We start from the raw sequence: 20595 nt of genomic DNA, 5'->3' as shown, positions 1-20595 counted from the left end.
AATTATCATTTTTTAAAATTTACTTTTAAAAAAATAGTGTCCGAAATTTAAGATAGCTAAACCAATGAGAAGGCAAGGGAAGAGGCCTGAAACAAAACCTTTGGGAAATCCAAAACTAAGAATAACGATAATGAAATAAACGAGATAGCCTGAGCCAAACTTAAGTAGGCGTTCAAAACCGTTCATTTTTTTAGTAAAAATGACAATAAAAAAATGAATTAAAAAACTTAATAAAAAGGCTGCAAAAACACTATTTGGATTGGCATTTGAATCTAAAGTTAGATATCCAAATATGCCCATTAGAATCATGTTTATAACAATTAAGAAGAAGTAATTGATAATTTTGGTACCAATTCGTTTATGATATCTTTGATGATCTCTTGAAAGTATATCTTCAACATTAACTTCTAAAACATCACAAATTAATTGAAGTGTTTGAGTTCTGGGTTCACTTTCAGAATTTTCAATACGTTGTATTGTTCTTAAATTGACTTTGGCTTGCTCAGCTAACTCTTCTTGTGTGAGTCCTTTAATTTTCCTGTGTTCACTTATTTTCTTAGCTAAAAGATTCATGACATTTTTACATTGATTCAATCATAAATATAAAAATAGAAAGTTTTAATTACTATTTATTTATTGACATTCATACGTCATTTGTTTTGTCAACTATTTGTCGTAAGGCTTAATGGTTTTGTGATATTTATTTTGAACTTACGAAGTCAATTCATGAAATAAATCTTCTAAACTTTGATTGATTGCTGTCATGTTCAAAATTTTGAGATTATGTTCTGCAGCATAATCAAAAACTTGACTTCGTTGATCTTCTATTGTGTCAAAAACCAAGTAATAATGATTCTTGTTTTGCGGCTTAACATCAATAAGATGATTTAAATCTTTTAATTGTGAAATCTCTATTTCAGTGTTGAATTCAACATCTATTATTTGCTGATTTGAACTTTGTTGTAAATCAGTTAAAGATTGATCTTTTACAATTTCACCCTTTTTTATAATCACAACACGATTGCAAATGGCTTCAACTTCTTGCATAATATGCGTTGATAAAATAATCGTTTTATCAATAGATATTTTTTTAATCAAAGCTCTGATTTCAACCAATTGATTCGGATCCAAGCCTGTTGTTGGTTCATCTAAAATAAGAATTTTGGGATCATGTAAAAGAGCAGCAGCAATACCAACGCGTTGTTTGTAACCTTTGGAAAGTTGGTGTATTTTCTTATTCGCTTCAGGCGTCAGTTGTGTGAGTTTTATAACTTCCTTAATGCGTTGATTATTAATTTTAAAAATATTAGCATTAAATTTTAAAAATTCGCGCACATACATTTCATCATACAAAGGATTTTGCTCGGGTAAATAACCAAGCTGTTTCTGTATATTGAGCTTATCAGTATTAATATTCTTATCAATTACATGTACTTCGCCTTCATCAGCGGTTGTAAAACCAGTTAATATTTTCATGAGAGTCGATTTTCCTGCCCCATTTGGGCCGAGTAATCCGACTATTTCTCCTGTTTTAACTGAAAGATTGATCCCTTTTAAAACATGTTGATTTTGATATGATTTATGTAAGTTTTGAACTTGAATATCCATCTTTTCAAATTTTAAATCAATGATACTATTTTTTGATTAAATGATAACTAATTAATTTCTAAAAGCTATGATTTGTCTTGGCTTATTGATTTTATAATTTAATTTTGTTGCTACAACAAAACTTATGAAGAACGATACAAGTATTAAAAACTGGCTAAAAGAGTTTCATCTCGATCATCCGCTTGTTATTGCAGGTCCATGTAGTGCTGAAACAGAAGAGCAGGTTTTAAAAATCGCACATGAACTCAAAAACACTGATACAAGCGTGATGCGCGCCGGTATCTGGAAACCAAGAACAAGACCAGGAAATTTTGAAGGTGTTGGCGCAATAGGTTTAGAGTGGCTTAAAAAAGCAAAAGAAGAAACGGGTTTAAAAATTGCGACTGAAGTCGCGAATAAGACTCATGTAGATCTTGCGCTTAAAGCTGATGTTGATGTTTTATGGGTTGGTGCCAGAAGTACAGTAAGTCCTTTTATAGTTCAAGAAATTGCTGATGCTTTGAAAGGTACCGATAAGGTCGTTTTGATCAAAAATCCAGTTAATCCTGATTTAGCTTTGTGGTTAGGCGCTGTTGAGCGTTTTTATAATGCTGATATTCGAAATCTTGGCGTTATTCACCGAGGTTTTTCAACTTATGAAAAAATAAAATATCGTAATAATCCTGAATGGCAAATTGCTGTTGAGTTACAAAAGAATTTTCCTGATTTACCACTCATCGTTGATCCTTCTCATATTGCTGGAAATCGCGATTTGGTTTTTGATATTTGTCAGACTGCGCTAGATCTTAATTATGATGGAATAATGGTTGAAACACATCACACGCCTAACAAAGCTTGGAGTGATGCAGCACAGCAAATTACGCCTGAGATGCTTGATCAGATGACAAAAGATTTGAGAATTAGGAATAAATCTGGTGAGTCTGCTTTTAATGAAGAAATTTTACGCTTGCGTTCTAAGGTTGATGTGGTTGATGATCAAATTTTTGAAGCAATTAGTAAACGTATGAAAATTGTTGATCAGATTGGCGAACTTAAAAAAGAAAACAATGTTGCTATCTTTCAACCAGAACGTTGGAATGCAATTTTGGATAGATTAACGGCCTATGCAAAAGACATAGATTTATCAGAAGATTTTACAAATCGCTTTCTCAAAGCAATTCATCAAGAATCTATTCAGCACCAACATAAGATTATTAATAAAGAAAACAAATAAATGGAAGGTCGTGTTTATAAATCAACAGGAAGCTGGTATTTCATAAAAGATGAAAGTGGAAATTTTGTAAAGGCAAAATTGAAAGGTAAATTCAGAATTAAAGGTCTGAAAAGTACAAATCCAGTTGCTGTCGGTGACCTCGTTAATTTTGAAATAGAGAAAATAGGTGATGAAGCTTTAGGTATCATTGATGAAATTAAGGAGCGTCATAATTACATCATCCGTAAATCTGTCAATTTATCTAAGCAAACCCATATTTTAGCTTCTAATATTGACATGGCTTTTTTATTAATTACATATAACAATCCGCCAACCAGCACAACATTCATCGATAGATTTTTAGTAACAGCTGAAGCTTATCACATCCCAGTTACACTTTTATTCAATAAAGTTGATTCTTATGAATTAGAGGAGTTTGCTGAAATGAAATTTTTGGCTGAGGCTTACAGAGAAATTGGTTACGAATGCATCGGAATTTCTGCTTTAACTGGTAAAAATATCAATCAGGTTAAAGAAATTATGACAGGCAAAACCTCATTGGTTTCTGGCCATAGTGGAACTGGTAAATCAACTTTAATCAATGCTTTAGAGCCAGGCTTAGATTTAAAAACTTCACAAATTTCAGAACAACATTTACAAGGTCAGCACACCACTACTTTTGCTGAAATGTTCGACTTAAGTTTTGATGCACGCATTATTGATACACCAGGAATCAAAGGTTTTGGGGTTGTTGATATTGATAAAAATGAGTTAGGCGATTATTTTCCTGAGTTTTTAGCTCTAAAACAAGAGTGTAAATTCAATAATTGTTTACATATTGACGAACCACATTGCGCCGTAAAAGAAGCTTTAGAAGAAGATGAAATTCATTATTTTAGATATCAAAGCTATTTACAAATTTTAGATAGTGAAGATGATAATTACAGAAAAGATCAATACCAAAATTCAAAATAATGCGAGCAGTTATCCAACGTGTTAAAAATGCTAAAGTAGAAGTTGATCAGAAAATTATAGGAGAAGCCCAACAAGGTTATTTAGTTTATTTAGGTATCACCCATACCGATACAAAAGAGGTTGCTGACCAATTTATTGATAAACTTTTAAAAATCAGATTGTTCCCTTCTGAAGGGAAAGCGATCAATGCCAATATTTCTTCAGTAGAAGGCGAAATACTCGTGGTGAGTCAATTTACTTTATACGCATCCACTAAAAAGGGAAATCGACCAAGTTTTATGGATGCTGCAAAACCAGGTCTTGCTGAAGAATTGTATAACTATGTTGTTGAGCAACTTCAAAATCAATACCATCATAAAGTTTCATCAGGTGTTTTTGGTGCTGACATGCAAGTCAGTTCAATAAATGATGGACCAATAAATATTATACTCGATATTAATTAAATAGAATTTTTATTTGTTAATGAAATCAAAATATCTATTTTTGAGAAAATTAACAAATGAAACTTATTTATTTTCAGTTTTTTCTAATTTTTTTTATCTCTTCGATATGCGCTCAAGATTATTCTCCCTTAACAATTAAGGATACATTAAAAATTGATGCAAATTCTGTTATCAGAGATAAAAATGTTGTGATTACTATTGATGCGATTGATAAAATGTCAATCGATTTCACAAAAATTATAACTGTTTTTAATAGCGAAGGCTTAAAACAAGTTGGCGCTTATGTTTACTATGATGATGTGTCAAAAGTCAAAGATTTAAATCTTTATGTTTACGACTTAATAGGTGAAGAAAAGGAACGTTTTAAAAAGCGTGATTTTATTGATCAAAGCGCTGTTTCTGGAGGTACACTGTATTCTGATAGTCGCGTCTATCACATGGATTATAAACCTAAAAGTTATCCAGTAACATTAAAATTTGAATATACTTTAACAACTTCTAATACGGCTTTTATAAGGCCATTTTATCCAGTAGGGCGGTATTATCAATCGGTAGAGAATTCATCATTTAAGATTATTAATAACACATCAATTAAACTTCGATCTAAAAATCAAAACTTTGAGAATTTTAACATTAAACAAAAATCTGACTTCCATTTTATAGCAGAAAATATTCCTGCGGTTAAGAAAGAATCTTATAGCCCGTCTTTAGAAAATTTCGTTCCATCTGTAAAATTCGCTTTAAATAAGTTCAACCTTGAAGGTGTTCAAGGAGAGGCTCATAATTGGAAAGAGTTTGGACAGTGGCAATATGAAAATTTTCTGAAAGGATATGATGAGCTTCCTGCTAACTTAATTTCAGAGATTGAAAATTTAACTCAAGATGCAGATACTAATCGAGAAAAGGCTGAATTGATTTATCAATTTATGCAGGATAACAGTCGGTACATCAGTGTGCAATTGGGTATTGGCGGCTGGAGACCAATGCCAGCAGAAGATGTTTATGATAAAAAATATGGCGATTGTAAAGCTTTGACCAATTATACAAAAGCAATGTTGAAATCTGTAGGTATTGAATCTAAGTATTGTGTGGTTTACGCAGGCTCTGAAAAACGCGACATTGATCCTGATTTTTTTTCGATGCAAGGAAATCATGTTATTCTAAAAGTTTTAGATGACGATGAAGATTATTGGCTCGAATGCACAAGTCAAACTCAGCCTTTTGGTTTTCTAGGTACTTTTACTGACAACAGAAAAGTTTTGGCAATTGACGAAAATGGCGGAGAAATTATCGAAACTCCAAAATATGTTAATAGTCAAAATTTACAAAAATCTATCGCTCAAATTAATTTTAGTCAGCTTGACATGCATACAGAAATTAAAATTGAGTCTTACGGAACACAATATAATCGTAAACCTGCTCTTGAAAGGCTAAGCCCAAAATATGTGCGTGAATTCTATAAAGAATATTGGTCAAATTTAAATCGTCTTTCAATCAATTCTTATCATTTTGAAAATGATAAGAAAGAAATCAAATTTACTCAGAGCATCAACCTAATCGCTCAAAATTTCCTTCAAAAATTGGGTAATGATATTATATTAACAGCCAATCCTTTTAATCAAAACACTCCATCTATCAAGACATATAATGAAAGGACAAATCCTTTTCAATTGATGCGAGGTTACAAAGATGTAGATCAATACGAATTTTTACTTGGAGATTATAAAGTAGGCTATTTACCTGAAAACGTAACTATAGATTCTAAATTCGGTAAATATGAGCTTCATTTTTCACTTCAAGATGAAAACAAACTTATTGTTAATCGAAATTTAGAAGTTTATAAGAATAATTATGAAAAAGAGGAATATGAAGATTTCGTCAATTTTTTAAATGAAATCTCTAGAAATGATCAATCCAAATTAATTCTAAACTAATCAAATCATGAAAAAATATATCATAATCATTTGTCTTATTGCTTTATCAACAAGTGCATACAGCCAAGTTGAAATGAAAGAGGTGAGTATAGAGGATTTAACACAAAATGTTCATCCCAAAGATTCGACAGCTTCAGCTGCCATACTTTTTGATCAAGGAGATTTGGATTTTAATTATGATAGTGGTTGGAATTACAGACTCGATGTTAAAACGAGAATTAAAATTTATAACCAAGATGGTTATGACCAAGCAAATATTGAAATTCCATATTACAAAGGTAATTCCAATGCAGAAAGCGAATCTATTAGTTATCTCAAAGCTGTCATTTATAACTTAGTAGATGGTGAAATCGTTGAAACTAAAGTTTCGAAAAAGGATATTTTTGAAGAAGAGATCAATGATGTTGTTAACAAGATCAAATTTGCCTTTCCTAAAGTGGAAGACGGTTCTATAATTGAATATTCTTGTAGATACACTTCACCACATGTTAGTACACTGCCAACATGGAATTTTCAACAAGATATTCCTGTAGATTATTCTGTTATAAATTATAATTTTCCTGATAAATTTTTAAATTATAAACCTATTATCAGAGGTTTTCATCATGTTTATACCTCTGAAGAATTTGCATCAGGGAAAGTTGATGCAATTAATTCTGAAACAGCAAGAAGTACAAAAAGAGCTTCTTTTGAAACAAATTTTAAAAAGATTGTTCATCACGCGGAAAATATTCCAAAAATTTCAGGTGAATCTTACGTTAATAACATTAATAATTACTTGACGTCAGTCAAATATGAATTACTTGCTTATCGTGGTTTTGCCCAAAATGCTAAAAGAAACATTCTGAATGTTAATTGGGGGGATGTCACCAAAGCAATCTATAAGTCTAATAATTTTGGAGATCAAATCAGTAAACAAAATTATTTTAAAAGTGATATTGATAAAATTATTTTAAAGTCAGGTTCTGATTATGATAAGATGAATCACATTTTTGAGTTTGTCAAATCAAAAATGGAATGGAATAAAAAAAACCGTTTGTTTACTTCAGATAAAATTCAAAAAGTATATAAAGAAGGAAGAGGTAATTCAGCTGATATCAACATCATGTTAAATGCGATGTTGCAATATGCTAAACTTGATGCAAAGCCTGTTTTGAGTAGTACGATCTCTAATGGGATTCCTTTTTCACCGACAATTTCTGGTCTTAATTATGTCACATCTCTTGTAAGAATTGACGGTCAAACTTACTTATTAGATGCAACGAGTAAATACTCTAAACCTAATCTGTTACCTAGACGTGCTTTAAACTGGAACGGTATTATTATTACAGAATCAGGATTTACAAGCGAGATTGACTTAATGCCAACAAAAGTTTCTAAAATAAATACAATGCTCAGTGCTGATTTATCTACCGAAGGAGAAATTAGTGGTAAAATTAGAAGAGTTTATTTCGACTATTTTGCTTTGAATTATAGATCAAATATTTCAAAAAAATCAATTGAAGACCAGACAGAAACACTCGAAAATAAATATCAAAACACTAAAATATCTAATCTGTCAAATTCCGATGTAGAGGATATTTCAAAACCTGTGATGCAAACATTTGATTTTAAATCTGAATCAAATTATGTTGATATCATCGGCGGAAAATTATATATTTCGCCAATGTTATTTTTAGCACTTGATGAAAATCCTTTTAAAACAAAAACTCGTGATTACCCAATTGACTTTACTTATCCAAGAGAGTCTAAATTGATGTTGACAATTAATATCCCTGAAGGATATATGCCAGATTATGTGCCTGAGCAATCAGTGATAGCTTTACCAAATGATAAAGGAATGTTCAAGTATTTTGCAGCAGCTAATGAAAACAAAATTCAATTAAGTGTCACAACAACAATTAAAGCCAATATTTTACCGGCAGATTTTTATCAGAGTTTAAAAGAGTTTTTCCAAACAATTGTTGAAAAAGAAAATGAAAAAATCGTTCTAAAAAAAGTCTAATTTATGAATATTGAAGATGCCCAAAAAGCAGTTGATCATTGGATTAAAGAACATGGTGTTCGTTATTTTGATGAATTAACAAATATGGCTCAACTCACTGAAGAAGTTGGAGAAGTAGCCAGGATTATTGCAAGACGATATGGTGAGCAAAGCGAAAAAGAAAGCGATAAAAAGAAAGATTTAGGTGAAGAGCTAGCTGATGTTGTTTTTGTTGTACTTTGCTTAGCCAATCAAACAGGAATCGATCTTCAAGATGCTTTTGATAAAAAATTAGATATAAAAACCAAACGTGATCACGATCGCCATCACGCCAATAAAAAATTAAAGTAATGTTTCAAAGAATAGTTAATTACCCAGGATTCTGGAAGTCAGTATTCGCACTAGCGGGCATGTTTTGTGTTGTTTACATGATCATAGATTTCTTTTTTACAAACGATTCTAATTTTGATGTTTACACGATTGAGCACGTTGGTAAATTGATTTTAGGAGGTATTGCAAGTGGTTGCATTTATGGTTTTATTGTCAGCTATTTCAAGTTTAAAGGCAAAATTAAAGAACAAGCACGCAGAGAAGATGATTAGCCTCATGTTGAATCAATTGGTGGATCAGGCCGATATTCAAATTACAGGCTCAAAAAGCGAATCTAATCGTTTATTGGTTCTCAAACATTTATTTAAAAACCTTGAACTTCTTAATTTATCTAATAGTGACGATACGCAACATCTTGAAAGTGCACTAAAACGCTTTGATGATTCTTCAGAAATCATTGAAATTGACGTTGAACATGCTGGGACTGCAATGCGTTTTCTCACTGCATTGTGTGCTGTAACTGATTCTCAAACTTTCATTTTAAAAGGGAGTCAGCGCATGCACAATCGACCTATCTCGGTTTTAGTTGACGCTTTAAGAACTTTAGGCGCTGATATTTCTTATCTCGAAAAAGATGGATTTCCGCCTTTAAAAATTAAGGGCTTAACACTTAAACAAGATAAAGTTTCTATTTCAGGAGCTGTCAGTAGTCAATACATTTCAGCATTAATGCTTATCGCTCCTAAATTAGAGAATGGGTTGCATTTACAAATTGAAGATCAATTGACTTCAAAGCCTTATGTCGAAATGACACTTCAAATCTTGAATAAAATTGGTGTTCAATATGAGAAATCTGGTGACAAGATAAATATCCATCCTTTAAAAGAAGTTAAACCTATAGCATTTCATATTGAATCAGATTGGAGTTCTGCTTCATACTTTTTTAGTTTTGTTGCCATTTCTGATGATTTAAAAATTAAATTATCAAATTACCGTCAACAAAGTTTACAAGGTGATGCTCAACTCATTAAGTTTTATCAAAAATTTGGTGTCGGTGTCGAACAAATAGGAGATAAGCAGCTTATGCTTTATAAGAAGACTAAGGTATATCCTGATTTCTTAAAATTTAATCTTATTGAAACACCAGATCTAGCTCAAACAATAGCTGTGACTTGTCTGGCTTTAGGAATCGATTGTGAATTATCAGGTTTAAAAACTTTAAAGATTAAAGAAACCGATCGTTTAATTGCTTTAAAAAATGAATTAGAAAAATTTGGAGCAGAAGTTGAAATCAATCTTTCTCAGTTAAAAATGAAAACGCCAAGTGTTTTAAATTCTGATGTTGAAGTTTATACTTATCAAGATCACCGCATGGCAATGGCTTTTGCGCCGCTTACATTGTTAATTCCTATAAAAATTAAAGATGAAAATGTGGTTTCAAAATCATATCCTAACTTCTGGAATGACTTGAGAAAACTTGGTATTTCAATAAAAAGTTAAAATTTAATAAAAATATAAGTCAGAATACTTGACAACCGCTATGCGCAAAGCTTATATTTGCAAATTCGAAAAAACACTACTATGGGAATGAAATTATCTCAATTCACTTTTGAATTGGCTGACGACTTATTAGCAGAACATCCAGCGGAGCACCGTGATGAATCTAAATTGATGGTTATTGACAGAAAGACAGGAACCATTGAACACAAGATGTTTAAGGATCTTATCAATTATTTTGATGAAGATGATGTCATGGTTTTCAACGACACAAAAGTTTTTCCCGCACGTTTATACGGGAATAAAGAAAAAACTGGAGCGAGAATTGAAGTTTTTCTGTTAAGAGAGTTAAATCCTGAAACACGTTTATGGGATGTTTTGGTTGACCCAGCTCGTAAAATCAGAATTGGAAATAAACTTTACTTCGGAGAAGATGAGAGTTTAGTTGCTGAAGTTATTGATAATACAACATCTCGTGGTCGTACGTTACGTTTTTTATATGATGGTTCTTACGAAGATTTTAGATCTAAAATGCGTGAGTTAGGAGAGACGCCTTTACCGAAATATATTAAAAGAGATGTTTCACCTGAAGATGAAGAACGTTACCAAACAATTTATGCAAAAAATGAAGGTGCTGTAGCTGCACCAACTGCAGGTTTGCACTTTTCAAAGCATTTGATGAAGCGTTTAGAAATTAAAGGCGTTAATTTTGCAGATGTTACTTTACATATTGGATTAGGAACTTTCAACCCTGTTGAAGTCGAAGATTTATCTAAACATAAAATGGATTCAGAGGAAATCTGTATTGAAAAAGAAGCAACTGAAATTATCAACAGAGGTTTAGATGAAAAAAGAAGAATTTGTGCTGTTGGAACAACTGTTATGCGTACTTTAGAAAGCGCTGTAAGTTCAAATCAACGCTTAAATGAATATGAAGGCTGGACAAATAAATTTATTTTCCCTCCTTATGATTTCAGCATAGCAAACTGCATGGTTACAAACTTCCATATGCCTAAATCTACATTATTAATGATGATTTCTGCTTTCGCTGGCCATGAATTAATGGAGAAAGCTTACAAGGAAGCTGTTAAGGAAAATTATAGATTTTATTCTTATGGTGACGCTATGTTGATTATCTAATCAATTTCAAATAGTCATCAGTTTTAATCATAAAAAAAGGCTCTGAATTTTCAGAGCCTTTTGATTTTATGAAATTTATTAAAAAATTAATCTAATAATTCAGCAACTTTATCTCTTAATTGTTGACCTCTTAGATTCTTAGCAATAATCTTTCCTTCTTCATCGATTAAAAAAGCGCGAGGAATACTCCTAACACCATACAATTTTGCAATAGGATCATTCCAAAATTGAAGGTTAGAAACATGATGCCAGTCTAACTTATCATCTTCAATTGCTTTTAACCAACGGTCTTTTTGATTTGGTCGATCAAGAGAAACTCCAATAACATCAAAACCTTTGTCTTTGTAATCATTGTAAATAGCAACGATATTTGGGTTTTCGACACGGCATGGTCTACACCAAGAAGCCCAAAAATCAATCAATGTGATTTTCCCCATAGCATCTTCTAGGGACAGTGTTCCTCCATCTGGTGTTGGCCCTTCAAATTTAGGAGCAAAAGCACCGATATCAGTCGCCTTTACTGAAGCTAAGTTTTTATTAATGCTGCGACCCATCTCAGTATCTCTGACTTCAGGCGTAAGTGTTGCCAATAATTTTTTAGACTCTTCAACTGGTAAAGATTTTTGATTAAGAAAATCATTGATAATCAACAGACTAACAATTGAGTTAGGATTTGTATTGACAATATGTTTTCTATAAGCTAAATTCTCTTCTTTAAGTTCATTGAATTTTGCCATTTTTTTAGAAAATTCTTCTTGGTTGTTTTGAACTTTAGCTTGTGTGATTTCACCTTGAAGATTATTTGCTTTAGTTGCAAAATCCATTTGTTTATCAAGGTATTTCGTCATTTGCTCAGTTTGTGGACCACCAGTAATTTTTGAATCTCTTAAGTTGTTTTTGTTCAACTCAATTTCCACATCGTGACCTTCATTGATGAAGATTAAGTTTTGTCTGTCAAGCCCTTCAACACTCAAAAGGTAAATTTCTTGATGATTTGGTTCTGGTAATTCTGAAGCAAAACTATTTTGTTTAACTTGAAAAGTATCAACAGCCTGAATACTTTGAGATTTACCTAATTTACTGAGATAGATATTTGTTCCATCACTGAGATCGTTTGCAGTTCCTTTAATTTGGGTATCAGGAGTTTTTTCGCAACTCTGAAATAGAGCGCTTCCGATAAGGCATATTGTTAATAACTTACGCATAAAAATATTTTTTACAAAGTTACATTTATTAAATTATTTTCCTTGTAAAAAAGTTTAATATGGTGTTAATGTAACAGCCTGTGTGAGTGTTCGATTTAAAATTTCGTATTTTCGTGTCTCTGTCTATGATTATGCGAGATTATGAAACAAAATTATCAATTCCCTTTTAAAATTTCGGTTAGCTTTAAAAAAGTTATTCAACTTTATAAAGAACGACTTCGAACCGAAAAAAATCCTATTGCTAAGAATTATATAGAATCTTTGCTAGAATACATAGCGAAGTATCCTGAGCTTGTAGAGGGTGTTGATATTGATAAGAAGCTTAAATTGTATGATGATATCATAAAAGTTGTCCTTGATGATATTTTTCCAAATATGCTCTCGAATAATGAGATTAAAGCGGCCACTGTCCCTTTTATCCCAACAATTTTCTGTAAATCTGATCGGTTAGATAAGATTTTGTCAGAGGCTGGAGATGGTTATGAATTATCGCCAAGGGAATTTAATGTAGAGCTAAATTATATTTTTGCTTGCGTCATAATTTTAAATGAATATTATGGTTGTCAGATAGATTACAGAATTCCTCTTTATTACGATATTCCAGATAAGGATGGAAAAATAAAAACTTATCGTCTTTTTGTTAACTCTGATTTTGTTGAAATAGAACCTTTAGATAAAGCAGTTGAAATAACAGATGAAGATGTTGATTTATTAATGTCAAATCCTAAAGATATTGATTTGTGGGAATCATATTTTCCGAAAAATTCTTGGCATTTTAAGGGATTTACACTCTTTAGTTTTTCAGATGTCACAATTGATGAGCAAGTTTCAAGGCTCAAAACGGTACTCATCAATAATAGTTTGAAAAATGATGTTGTTGTCTACGATCAACTCACTTCTGTTTTTCGCAACATGTTTAATGTGGATGATTTAGAGTTTGGGTTTACACTTTTTAATCAAGATAAAAAGACATTCAACGTCATCGATAGTGAAAAAATTGAAAGTTTTATATTGGGAGATCTGATTTCTGAGAAATGTGAGAATGTTATTTGTCAAGATTCACTTCGAAATTTAGCTGTAAAGGGAGATTATTTCTGTATCTCTGATGTTGAAAAATACAATCAAAATCATAACGACATGAAGCTTTCTGAAAATTTAATTTCAAAAGGTTTTAAATCTGTGATTCTTGCACCCATCTCTAAAGGAGGTAACATTATAGGTATTCTTGAAATAGTTGCTCGTCAAAAAAATCAGTTAAATCAAATTAATGCGATCAAACTTAATGCGGTTTTACCATATTTATACGCTTCTGCTGAACGCAATAAGATTGAGCAACAAAACCGTGTTAAGGCTGTTATACAAAGCAAATGTACTTCAATTCATGAAAGTGTCGAATGGAGGTTTGAGAAAGAAGCACATAAATATATAGAGGCGAAAGATAACGGCAAAAATTATGAGTTTGAGGATATTATTTTTAGTGATGTTTTTCCACTTTATGGTCAAATTGATATTGTCGCTTCATCTGAAGAAAGGAATAAAGCCATCGAATATGATTTGAATAAACAGCTAAATATCATGCTGGATATATTTGAGGACGCTAATAAGTTATCCTCTTTACCCATATATGAACACTCAATTTTTAGAATAAGAGAATATTTAGATAAAATAGAAAATAATTTTACAGCTAATCTTGAGCAGCGTGTTTCAAGTTTAATTTTTAATGAGCTTGACCCAGTTCTTGACCATATTATAGACGAGGAACCTAGTCTTGATAAAAAGATACTTTCCTATAACCAATTGTTAAGTAAAGACAATAATTTAATTTATGAGCGTCGAAAAGAATTTGATCAAACTGTTCACGAAAGTAATGAAAAACTAGCTGAGTATATCGATCAAAAACAACTTGAAGCGCAGAAAATATTTCCACATTACTTTGAACGTTATAAAACTGATGGTGTTGAGCATAACTTATACATAGGCCAAAGTATTTCGAGTTCAAAAAAATTCAGTCATGTATTATTGCAAAACCTGCGTTTATGGCAACTTCAAGTCATGTGTGAAATGGAAAATGAATTTTATAAAATTCAAGATCACGCTGATTTACCACTTCAAGCTGCATCCATGATATTGGTTTTCAATTCCCAGTTGTCTATACGTTATCGTATGGATGAAAAGAAATTTGATGTTGATGGAACCTATAATGCGAGATATGAAGTGATTAAAAAAAGAATTGACAAAGCTTTGATTAAAGGAACTGATGAACGTATCACTCAAAAAGGAAAAATTGCAATTGTTTATACATCATCAGAGATGAAAAACGAGTACAAAAAATATATTTCTTATTTACAAAGTAAAAAATATATTTCTAATCAAGTTGAAGATTTGATACTTGAAGATGTACAAGGTGTTTCAGGCTTAAAGGCTTTGCGTATTGAAGTGTGTTATCACATGGAAGAAAACGAGAAGCAAACAATAAGCTATGATGAGTTGATGAAGCAATTACATTAAATAAAAAGCTATAATAAAACTCATAACAGAAACGATAATTCCTAATAAGAAAACCGTATAGGTGATGCGTAGGAGTTTATATTTTCTCTCTAAAACAATACCGAGGTAGTAGAGATCTTTTGTTAAGGCTTCATAAACATAATCTTTGTCGTCTATAATTTGTTGTATTCCCCAATGGTAATCTTCAAATTTCATTTTATGAAAATTACCAAAAAATAAAATATTGACTTTACGCTCTTTAACTTCCTCCTTATTGAATTCACCTGATGTAACGTTTGGTTTTGTTGACATTATTGATAAAATAATTGCAGCAACGCTAAAAATAACTAAAATTAAGGTTGGTATCATCAAATTAAGGTTGGTATCATCAAATGTTGATTTGATGGATTGTCAAGCTTAGGGATAATGTTTGATAAAGCTAAAGAGATGATAATCGCATTGACAGAAAGTAAAATGTTAGCTTTTGTATCAGCAATATCGCTCAGTTTAAGATGGTTACGAAGTGTGATCCTAAATAATGTTTGAATACTTCTCTCAGGATTTTCGTTTTTATATTTCGCTTTGTACTTTGCTTTAGCTTCTTCTTTTTCATATTTCTTCTTAATCTTGTTTTTCTTTTTAATCAAATTCATTAAGTTATCTTCTTTTTTAGAAGACCATTCTTTGATTGCGTATGATGAGTAAAAATTATGCTTATTGGAGAGCATATCTATGTTTTCCTCACGCCACTCTCTGATGGTGTAGTTTTGCTTACCTAAACGCTTAATTTCTTGTCTAAGAAGTTCAGAAATTTCCTTAAAGTCATCAGAGGCAAAGTGACTACAATCAGCGTCTTTGATAATTTCTTCTTCTAAAGATTTAGGTATAATGTTAACCTTTGTCGCTCTTATACAATTAACAACACGACTAATATAATCTGGCGTTTTATCTATTGATTTTAAAAAGTTTTCGGCAATTTTTACACTTTCTTCTTCATGGCCTTTATCAGTTACAGTGTAGCCTAAATCATGTAACCAAGCTGAAACAATGATAATTTCTTCTACCTCAGAATCAACATTTGTATGTTCTAGTATTTCCTTTGCAGACTCAACAACCCGTCTAGTATGATTTATGTTGTGATATAGATATGCTTCTGAAATATCATATACGAGTAGTTTTTCTGCAAAAGCTTCTGTCTTGTCAATTGTATTCATGAATTAGATTTAATGAGGTATAAAAGTAAAAAAATAATGTCATAAACTTTTAAGATTTTGCTATTTTAGTATCCTTTTTGTAAGCTCAAAAATATGAACAAAATATTACCTCTCATCAGTCTTTTTTTATTGATGTCATGCGCTAATTATCAAATCAAAATTAAGGATGATTCCAAGAATGAGTTTGTTAATTTTGAAGAAAATGAAATTACCAATAGGTTGATATTGATTGGTGATACAGGTAATTCAGTCAAAGGAAGAACCACTGATGGACTTAAAGCTGTTGAGTATTACATTGAAGAAAATGAGCATCGTCATGCTGAAAAAATCATCATTTTAGGTGATAACATTTATCAAAATGGAATGCCGCCTAAAGATCATAAAACCAGAGAAGAAGCTGAAAAAAGACATAAAGCGCAACTTGATGTTTTTCAAAAATTTGATGGTGATGTTATTTTTATTCCTGGAAACCACGATTGGCGTCATAAAATCCCTGGTTTAATTGAGCAAAAAGAGTTTATGGAAAAATACACTGATAATGATCCTAAGTTTCTATGGAAGCCTGATATTGGATGTGGTATTGAAGGTTATGATCTCAGCGATCAACTTTATTTATTGATTCTAGATTCTGAGTGGTTTTTGCAAAATTGGGATGAAAATCCTGATATCAATAAAAATTGTTCAATCATCAAAACAAGAGAGCAATTTATAGAAGAATTTGAAACTGAATTGAAAAAAAATCAAAATAAAACAGTTTTGGTGGCTATGCATCATCCAATTCATTCAAGTGGAATTCATGGTGGGAAATATGAGTTAACTAAGCATTTATTCCCATCAGATAAAAAAATTCCATTGCCATTTCTGGCAACGCTAGCTAATGTTTTGAGAGCTAACGGAGGAATTTCCAAACAAGATATTCAAAATGCATTATACCAGAGTTTAACAAAAAAACTTGAAAGATATGCGGAAAAATACGGGAATGTTATTTTTGCTTCTGGCCATGAACATAATTTACAATATTTAGAAGCAGGAGAGACAAAGCAAATTGTGAGTGGCTCTGGCTCAAAAGTATCTTTTGCTAAATTAGGCCGATACTCAGAGTTTGCATATCCTACACAAGGCTTTGCAGAATTAACAGTCCTTAAAAATGGTGCTTCTTATGTACGTTTTTATAAATATGAAAATGATAAAGCAGTACCTGTTTATCAACAACAAATCAATCCACCGCATTACCTTGATGAAGAAATAGACTATGAAGAATCTAAGGATCAATACGTCACAAAAGCGATTTATGAGGATATTTCCTTAGGAGATTCCAAAACCTATAAAAGCATTTTCGGTGAACATTACAGAGCGCTTTATTTCAAAAAAATGAAGTTTAAAACTGTTGATCTTGACACGCTTTATGGTGGCTTAACGCCGATACAACTCGGTGGCGGCGATCAAACGAATTCACTTCGTATGCAAGATGAAAATGGTAAACAATATAACATTCGTCAAATCAAAAAAGACGCAGTTCAACTTTTACAATCGAATGTTTATGAGGATGAATATTTAAGAGATGAATTTGACCATACATTAATAGAAAATGTTCTTGAAGACTTTATGACGGCTTCACATCCGTTTGCTTTTATGACGGTTCCAGTCATGGCCGAGACCGTGGGTGTTTATCATACTAATCCTGAAATTTATTATATTCCTAAACAAAAGGCTTTAGGGAAATTTAATAAAGAACATGGAGGTTTTATTTATATGATTGAAGAACGGCCGCAAGATGATTGGTTAGGTGCTGATTTTTTTGGTTCACCGAATCATGATATCGTCAGCACCAGAAAATTTTATGACCATCTGAAACGTGATGAAAAATATAGAGTGGATGAGAAGCAATACATCAAATCAAGAGTATTTGACATTTTGATTGGTGATTTTGATAGGCATGCTGATCAATGGCGTTGGGCGGAAACTAAAACTGAAGATAAAACACATATATTCTCACCAATACCAAGAGATAGAGATCAGGTATTTGCAAGTTTTGATGGTGGTATTTTTGATTTGGTTCGTTTAATGGCAAGTTTTCCAAAATCTTATCAAACTTTTTCTGATGATGTGGATTATTATAAATGGTATTCATTTAATTCTAGAAGTCAAGACAGAAATTTATTAAGAAATTCATCTAAGGAAGATTGGATGACAGCTGCAGAGTTTATTCAAGAAAAAATAACTGATGATGTTATTGAAAAAGCTTTTGCTCAAATGCCAAATGAAGTGAAAGGTGAAACCAATGATAAATTGATAGCAACTGTTAAGAAAAGAAGGGATAATCTCGTTCATATTATTTCTCAATTTTATGATGTCATTGCGAAATATCAGGTTGTTATCGCGACAGATAAAGATGATTTTATCGATCTTGAATTTGTTAATGATCGAGAAGTTCAATTAAAAATCTATAGAAATATAAAGGGTGAAAGAGAAGATTTATTTGTTGAAAATACTTACACAGATGAGTTGACTCAGGAACTTTGGATTTATGGTCTTGATGATGATGACATATTTACAGTAACGGGTTCTAATAAATCTAAAATAAAAATCAGGCTAATTGGCGGTCATGGTAAAGACACTTACAATGTTGGTAAACAAAGAAAAGTTATAGTTCATGATTATAAATCTTCAAAAAGTGAATTCTCTGATGATTTTAAAGCAAGAAAGAAATTATCAGATAACTATGAAGAAAATGTTTTTTTAAGAGGAAAAACAATTCATAACACGAGAATGACTGTCCCTAATTTTGGTTACAATCCTGATGATGGTTTTTTGATTGGTGGATTAGCGACTTTTAGGCATAAAGGTTTTTATGGTGAAGATTATACAACGCAACATAAAATTAAAGCAGGCTTTTATTTTGGAACACAAAGTTATAATTTGTCCTACGAAATAGCTCACGCAGATATTATTGGTGATTTTAATGGATTTGCAGGCGTATCATACAAAAGTCCAAGTTTTGCTCATAATTTTTTCGGCTATAGCAATACAAGTATTAATAATGAAAGTGATTTTGGTAAAAAATACAACCGCGTTAGATTAAGAGATTTACAGGCGAGCATTGGTTTAAGAAGAGAATCTAAATATGGTAGTTTTTACGAGTTAAGATTGAATTACAACGCTTTAAAAGTCAAACGATCAGGAGGTCGATTTATCGATGCAATAGGTGATGACTTAGAACTTAGTGATGAAGACTTCTTCTCAAATCAGCATTTTTTAAATGCAGAGACAACTTACCAATATGAAAGTTATGATGACAAACTTGCACCAGCAAAAGGAATGAATTTTGATTTGAACGCTGGCTTCACACAAGACTTAACCAGCTCTGATAACTTTTTTAGCCTAAACCCATCACTTGAATTTTTTAATCCATTATCTCAATCACGTCGCTTGGTTTTAAGAACTCAGGTTCAGTCGCAGTTGAGATTTAAGGAGGATTTTAATTTTTATCAAGCAGCTCACTTAGGTGCGCAATCTGGATTAAGAGGTTATAGAAGAGAAAGGTTTACAGGAAAATCAACACTTGCTGGTAATGCAGATATAAGATATGTTTTTAATGAAATTCGCACATCATTTTTACCTCTTCAATTAGGTGTTTTTGGAGGAGGAGATGTAGGTCGAGTATGGGTTCCAAATGAAGATTCAAACAAATGGCATAATTCTTATGGAGGAGGATTTTGGATAAATGCAGCTCAAATAGCAAGTGGACAATTTAATCTTTTCCACGGAAAAGATGGTTTCCATTTTTCATTTGGTTTGGTGACAAAATTCTAATTGGCATATGTTTTTAAAACTCTTAATTGATGTGAGTAAGTTCGTGTGTCGACATTAAAAATACCAGTGTGGTCAATCCTGTCAACGCGAACTTTTCCATGTGCATGAATAATGTAATTATCACCCATCATGATTCCGACATGGATAATATTTCCTTCTTGGTTATCGAAAAATGCTAAATCTCCAATTTGAGTTTCTTCAATAAATGAAAGTGTTTGTCCCTGAAGTGCTTGTTGAGAAGCATCACGATGAAGCATAATGCCATTAGTTTTATAAACCATTTGAGTCAAACCACTACAATCAATACCAAATGGTGTTTTTCCACCCCAAAGATATGGAGCATTGAGGTAAAGCATCGCTGTATCTAAAAGCTGAGATCTCATGAAGTTTTGACCTGTTTGAAATCTTCCTTCAAAATGGTGATTTAAGATTTGAGAAGCTGCAACATTAGAGCCAGCACAAATGCTGAGGACTTGTTGTTCATTAAGATTAACAATATCGATTAAGTCAGCTGAATAAGCAGCATTATTATGGCAAGCCTCATAAATTTCTTCAGTAATAAATTTAGCTTGTTTCTTGTCAATCCAGCCTTCATAATGATCAAATGCAATACGGATTCTGACCCATTTTTTACGTTCTTCTATAATTTTGAAATGATCACCATAAAGTAATTGTGTTACCATTTCTGAAGCATCATTAGCTTCCGATCTCACAGGAACGATGCTGAGTTCGCAAATTCCGTATTGCATTTGAATATAATTTGAATTAAATAA

At 31.8% G+C, this 20595-nt stretch carries 17 protein-coding genes; 11 read left to right on the top strand and 6 right to left on the bottom strand.

Annotated features, from left to right (window positions below; all coding sequences use genetic code 11):
- Positions 1–12: 12 nt before the first annotated feature.
- Positions 13–573, bottom strand: a complete 561-nt coding sequence (locus tag BLV84_RS06200) for a helix-turn-helix domain-containing protein (protein WP_093241694.1) — start codon at positions 571–573, stop codon at positions 13–15.
- A gap of 138 nt (positions 574–711) precedes the next feature.
- On the bottom strand, positions 712–1608 hold the full coding sequence (locus tag BLV84_RS06195; RefSeq protein WP_093241689.1) for an ATP-binding cassette domain-containing protein: 897 nt from the start codon (positions 1606–1608) through the stop codon (positions 712–714).
- Positions 1609–1732: 124 nt separating this feature from the next.
- Between BLV84_RS06195 and BLV84_RS06190 the strand changes: the two genes are divergently transcribed.
- The 9 genes from BLV84_RS06190 (at position 1733) to queA (ending at position 11103) form a co-directional block, all read left to right on the top strand.
- Complete coding sequence (locus tag BLV84_RS06190) at positions 1733–2821, top strand: bifunctional 3-deoxy-7-phosphoheptulonate synthase/chorismate mutase type II (protein ID WP_093241684.1); 1089 nt, start codon at positions 1733–1735, stop codon at positions 2819–2821.
- Entirely contained in the window at positions 2822–3775 is a 954-nt protein-coding gene (gene rsgA / locus BLV84_RS06185) for a ribosome small subunit-dependent GTPase A (RefSeq protein WP_093241680.1), read from the top strand. It abuts the gene before it with no gap.
- Positions 3775–4218 (top strand): D-aminoacyl-tRNA deacylase, encoded by a 444-nt coding sequence (gene dtd / locus BLV84_RS06180; RefSeq protein ID WP_093241674.1) that lies wholly within the window; start codon positions 3775–3777, stop codon positions 4216–4218. Before rsgA ends, dtd begins: the two co-directional genes overlap by 1 nt.
- Before the next feature lie 56 nt (positions 4219–4274).
- Positions 4275–6152, top strand: a complete 1878-nt coding sequence (locus BLV84_RS06175; RefSeq protein ID WP_093241670.1) for a DUF3857 domain-containing transglutaminase family protein — start codon at positions 4275–4277, stop codon at positions 6150–6152.
- 7 nt (positions 6153–6159) lie between these two features.
- Complete coding sequence (locus tag BLV84_RS06170; RefSeq protein WP_093241665.1) at positions 6160–8157, top strand: DUF3857 domain-containing protein; 1998 nt, start codon at positions 6160–6162, stop codon at positions 8155–8157.
- 3 nt (positions 8158–8160) lie between these two features.
- On the top strand, positions 8161–8487 hold the full coding sequence (locus tag BLV84_RS06165; RefSeq protein WP_093241660.1) for a nucleotide pyrophosphohydrolase: 327 nt from the start codon (positions 8161–8163) through the stop codon (positions 8485–8487).
- Complete coding sequence (locus BLV84_RS12430) at positions 8487–8738, top strand: hypothetical protein (protein WP_143521331.1); 252 nt, start codon at positions 8487–8489, stop codon at positions 8736–8738. Before BLV84_RS06165 ends, BLV84_RS12430 begins: the two co-directional genes overlap by 1 nt.
- A 4-nt stretch (positions 8739–8742) precedes the next feature.
- On the top strand, positions 8743–9966 hold the full coding sequence (gene aroA / locus BLV84_RS06160; RefSeq protein WP_234953102.1) for a 3-phosphoshikimate 1-carboxyvinyltransferase: 1224 nt from the start codon (positions 8743–8745) through the stop codon (positions 9964–9966).
- Between the two features lie 87 nt (positions 9967–10053).
- A complete protein-coding gene (gene queA / locus BLV84_RS06155) occupies positions 10054–11103 on the top strand; it encodes a tRNA preQ1(34) S-adenosylmethionine ribosyltransferase-isomerase QueA (RefSeq protein WP_093242259.1) in 1050 nt (349 codons plus the stop codon).
- Between the two features lie 86 nt (positions 11104–11189).
- Here the strand turns inward: queA and BLV84_RS06150 are convergent, their stop codons facing one another.
- Positions 11190–12308: a TlpA disulfide reductase family protein gene (locus BLV84_RS06150; protein ID WP_093241650.1), complete on the bottom strand. Its 1119-nt coding sequence runs from the start codon at positions 12306–12308 to the stop codon at positions 11190–11192.
- A gap of 141 nt (positions 12309–12449) precedes the next feature.
- On the opposite strand from BLV84_RS06150, the gene BLV84_RS06145 reads away from it, so the two are divergent.
- Positions 12450–14816 (top strand): GAF domain-containing protein, encoded by a 2367-nt coding sequence (locus BLV84_RS06145; protein WP_093241645.1) that lies wholly within the window; start codon positions 12450–12452, stop codon positions 14814–14816.
- Here the strand turns inward: BLV84_RS06145 and BLV84_RS12660 are convergent.
- Together BLV84_RS12660 and BLV84_RS06140 are read right to left on the bottom strand one after the other, a co-directional pair.
- The gene (locus BLV84_RS12660; RefSeq protein ID WP_317041010.1) at positions 14808–15164 is read right to left on the bottom strand and encodes a Pycsar system effector family protein; all 357 of its coding nucleotides are present in this window, start codon (positions 15162–15164) and stop codon (positions 14808–14810) included. The two genes, BLV84_RS06145 and BLV84_RS12660, sit on opposite strands and share 9 nt — an antisense overlap.
- Complete coding sequence (locus tag BLV84_RS06140; protein WP_317041009.1) at positions 15164–16009, bottom strand: HD domain-containing protein; 846 nt, start codon at positions 16007–16009, stop codon at positions 15164–15166. Before BLV84_RS06140 ends, BLV84_RS12660 begins: the two co-directional genes overlap by 1 nt.
- 93 nt (positions 16010–16102) lie before the next feature.
- Between BLV84_RS06140 and BLV84_RS06135 the strand changes: the two genes are divergently transcribed.
- Positions 16103–19822 (top strand): metallophosphoesterase, encoded by a 3720-nt coding sequence (locus BLV84_RS06135; protein ID WP_093241640.1) that lies wholly within the window; start codon positions 16103–16105, stop codon positions 19820–19822.
- Here BLV84_RS06135 and BLV84_RS06130 read toward each other — a convergent pair.
- Positions 19819–20571: a C40 family peptidase gene (locus BLV84_RS06130; protein ID WP_093241635.1), complete on the bottom strand. Its 753-nt coding sequence runs from the start codon at positions 20569–20571 to the stop codon at positions 19819–19821. The two genes, BLV84_RS06135 and BLV84_RS06130, sit on opposite strands and share 4 nt — an antisense overlap.
- Between the last annotated feature and the right edge of the window lie 24 nt (positions 20572–20595).

It is taken from the genome of Psychroflexus halocasei, from assembly GCF_900107595.1.
In the GTDB taxonomy this organism is placed as follows: domain Bacteria; phylum Bacteroidota; class Bacteroidia; order Flavobacteriales; family Flavobacteriaceae; genus Psychroflexus; species Psychroflexus halocasei.
Note: the sequence above shows the minus strand (reverse complement) of the source record. Positions and strands in the feature narration are given on the sequence as shown.

Coding starts and splice junctions, on each gene's coding strand:
- BLV84_RS06200 (WP_093241694.1), bottom strand. CDS start 573: ATGAATCTTTTAGCTAAGAAAATAAGTGAACACAGGAAAATTAAAGGA.
- BLV84_RS06195 (WP_093241689.1), bottom strand. CDS start 1,608: ATGGATATTCAAGTTCAAAACTTACATAAATCATATCAAAATCAACAT.
- BLV84_RS06190 (WP_093241684.1), top strand. CDS start 1,733: ATGAAGAACGATACAAGTATTAAAAACTGGCTAAAAGAGTTTCATCTC.
- rsgA (WP_093241680.1), top strand. CDS start 2,822: ATGGAAGGTCGTGTTTATAAATCAACAGGAAGCTGGTATTTCATAAAA.
- dtd (WP_093241674.1), top strand. CDS start 3,775: ATGCGAGCAGTTATCCAACGTGTTAAAAATGCTAAAGTAGAAGTTGAT.
- BLV84_RS06175 (WP_093241670.1), top strand. CDS start 4,275: ATGAAACTTATTTATTTTCAGTTTTTTCTAATTTTTTTTATCTCTTCG.
- BLV84_RS06170 (WP_093241665.1), top strand. CDS start 6,160: ATGAAAAAATATATCATAATCATTTGTCTTATTGCTTTATCAACAAGT.
- BLV84_RS06165 (WP_093241660.1), top strand. CDS start 8,161: ATGAATATTGAAGATGCCCAAAAAGCAGTTGATCATTGGATTAAAGAA.
- BLV84_RS12430 (WP_143521331.1), top strand. CDS start 8,487: ATGTTTCAAAGAATAGTTAATTACCCAGGATTCTGGAAGTCAGTATTC.
- aroA (WP_234953102.1), top strand. CDS start 8,743: ATGTTGAATCAATTGGTGGATCAGGCCGATATTCAAATTACAGGCTCA.
- queA (WP_093242259.1), top strand. CDS start 10,054: ATGAAATTATCTCAATTCACTTTTGAATTGGCTGACGACTTATTAGCA.
- BLV84_RS06150 (WP_093241650.1), bottom strand. CDS start 12,308: ATGCGTAAGTTATTAACAATATGCCTTATCGGAAGCGCTCTATTTCAG.
- BLV84_RS06145 (WP_093241645.1), top strand. CDS start 12,450: ATGAAACAAAATTATCAATTCCCTTTTAAAATTTCGGTTAGCTTTAAA.
- BLV84_RS12660 (WP_317041010.1), bottom strand. CDS start 15,164: ATGATACCAACCTTAATTTTAGTTATTTTTAGCGTTGCTGCAATTATT.
- BLV84_RS06140 (WP_317041009.1), bottom strand. CDS start 16,009: ATGAATACAATTGACAAGACAGAAGCTTTTGCAGAAAAACTACTCGTA.
- BLV84_RS06135 (WP_093241640.1), top strand. CDS start 16,103: ATGAACAAAATATTACCTCTCATCAGTCTTTTTTTATTGATGTCATGC.
- BLV84_RS06130 (WP_093241635.1), bottom strand. CDS start 20,571: ATGCAATACGGAATTTGCGAACTCAGCATCGTTCCTGTGAGATCGGAA.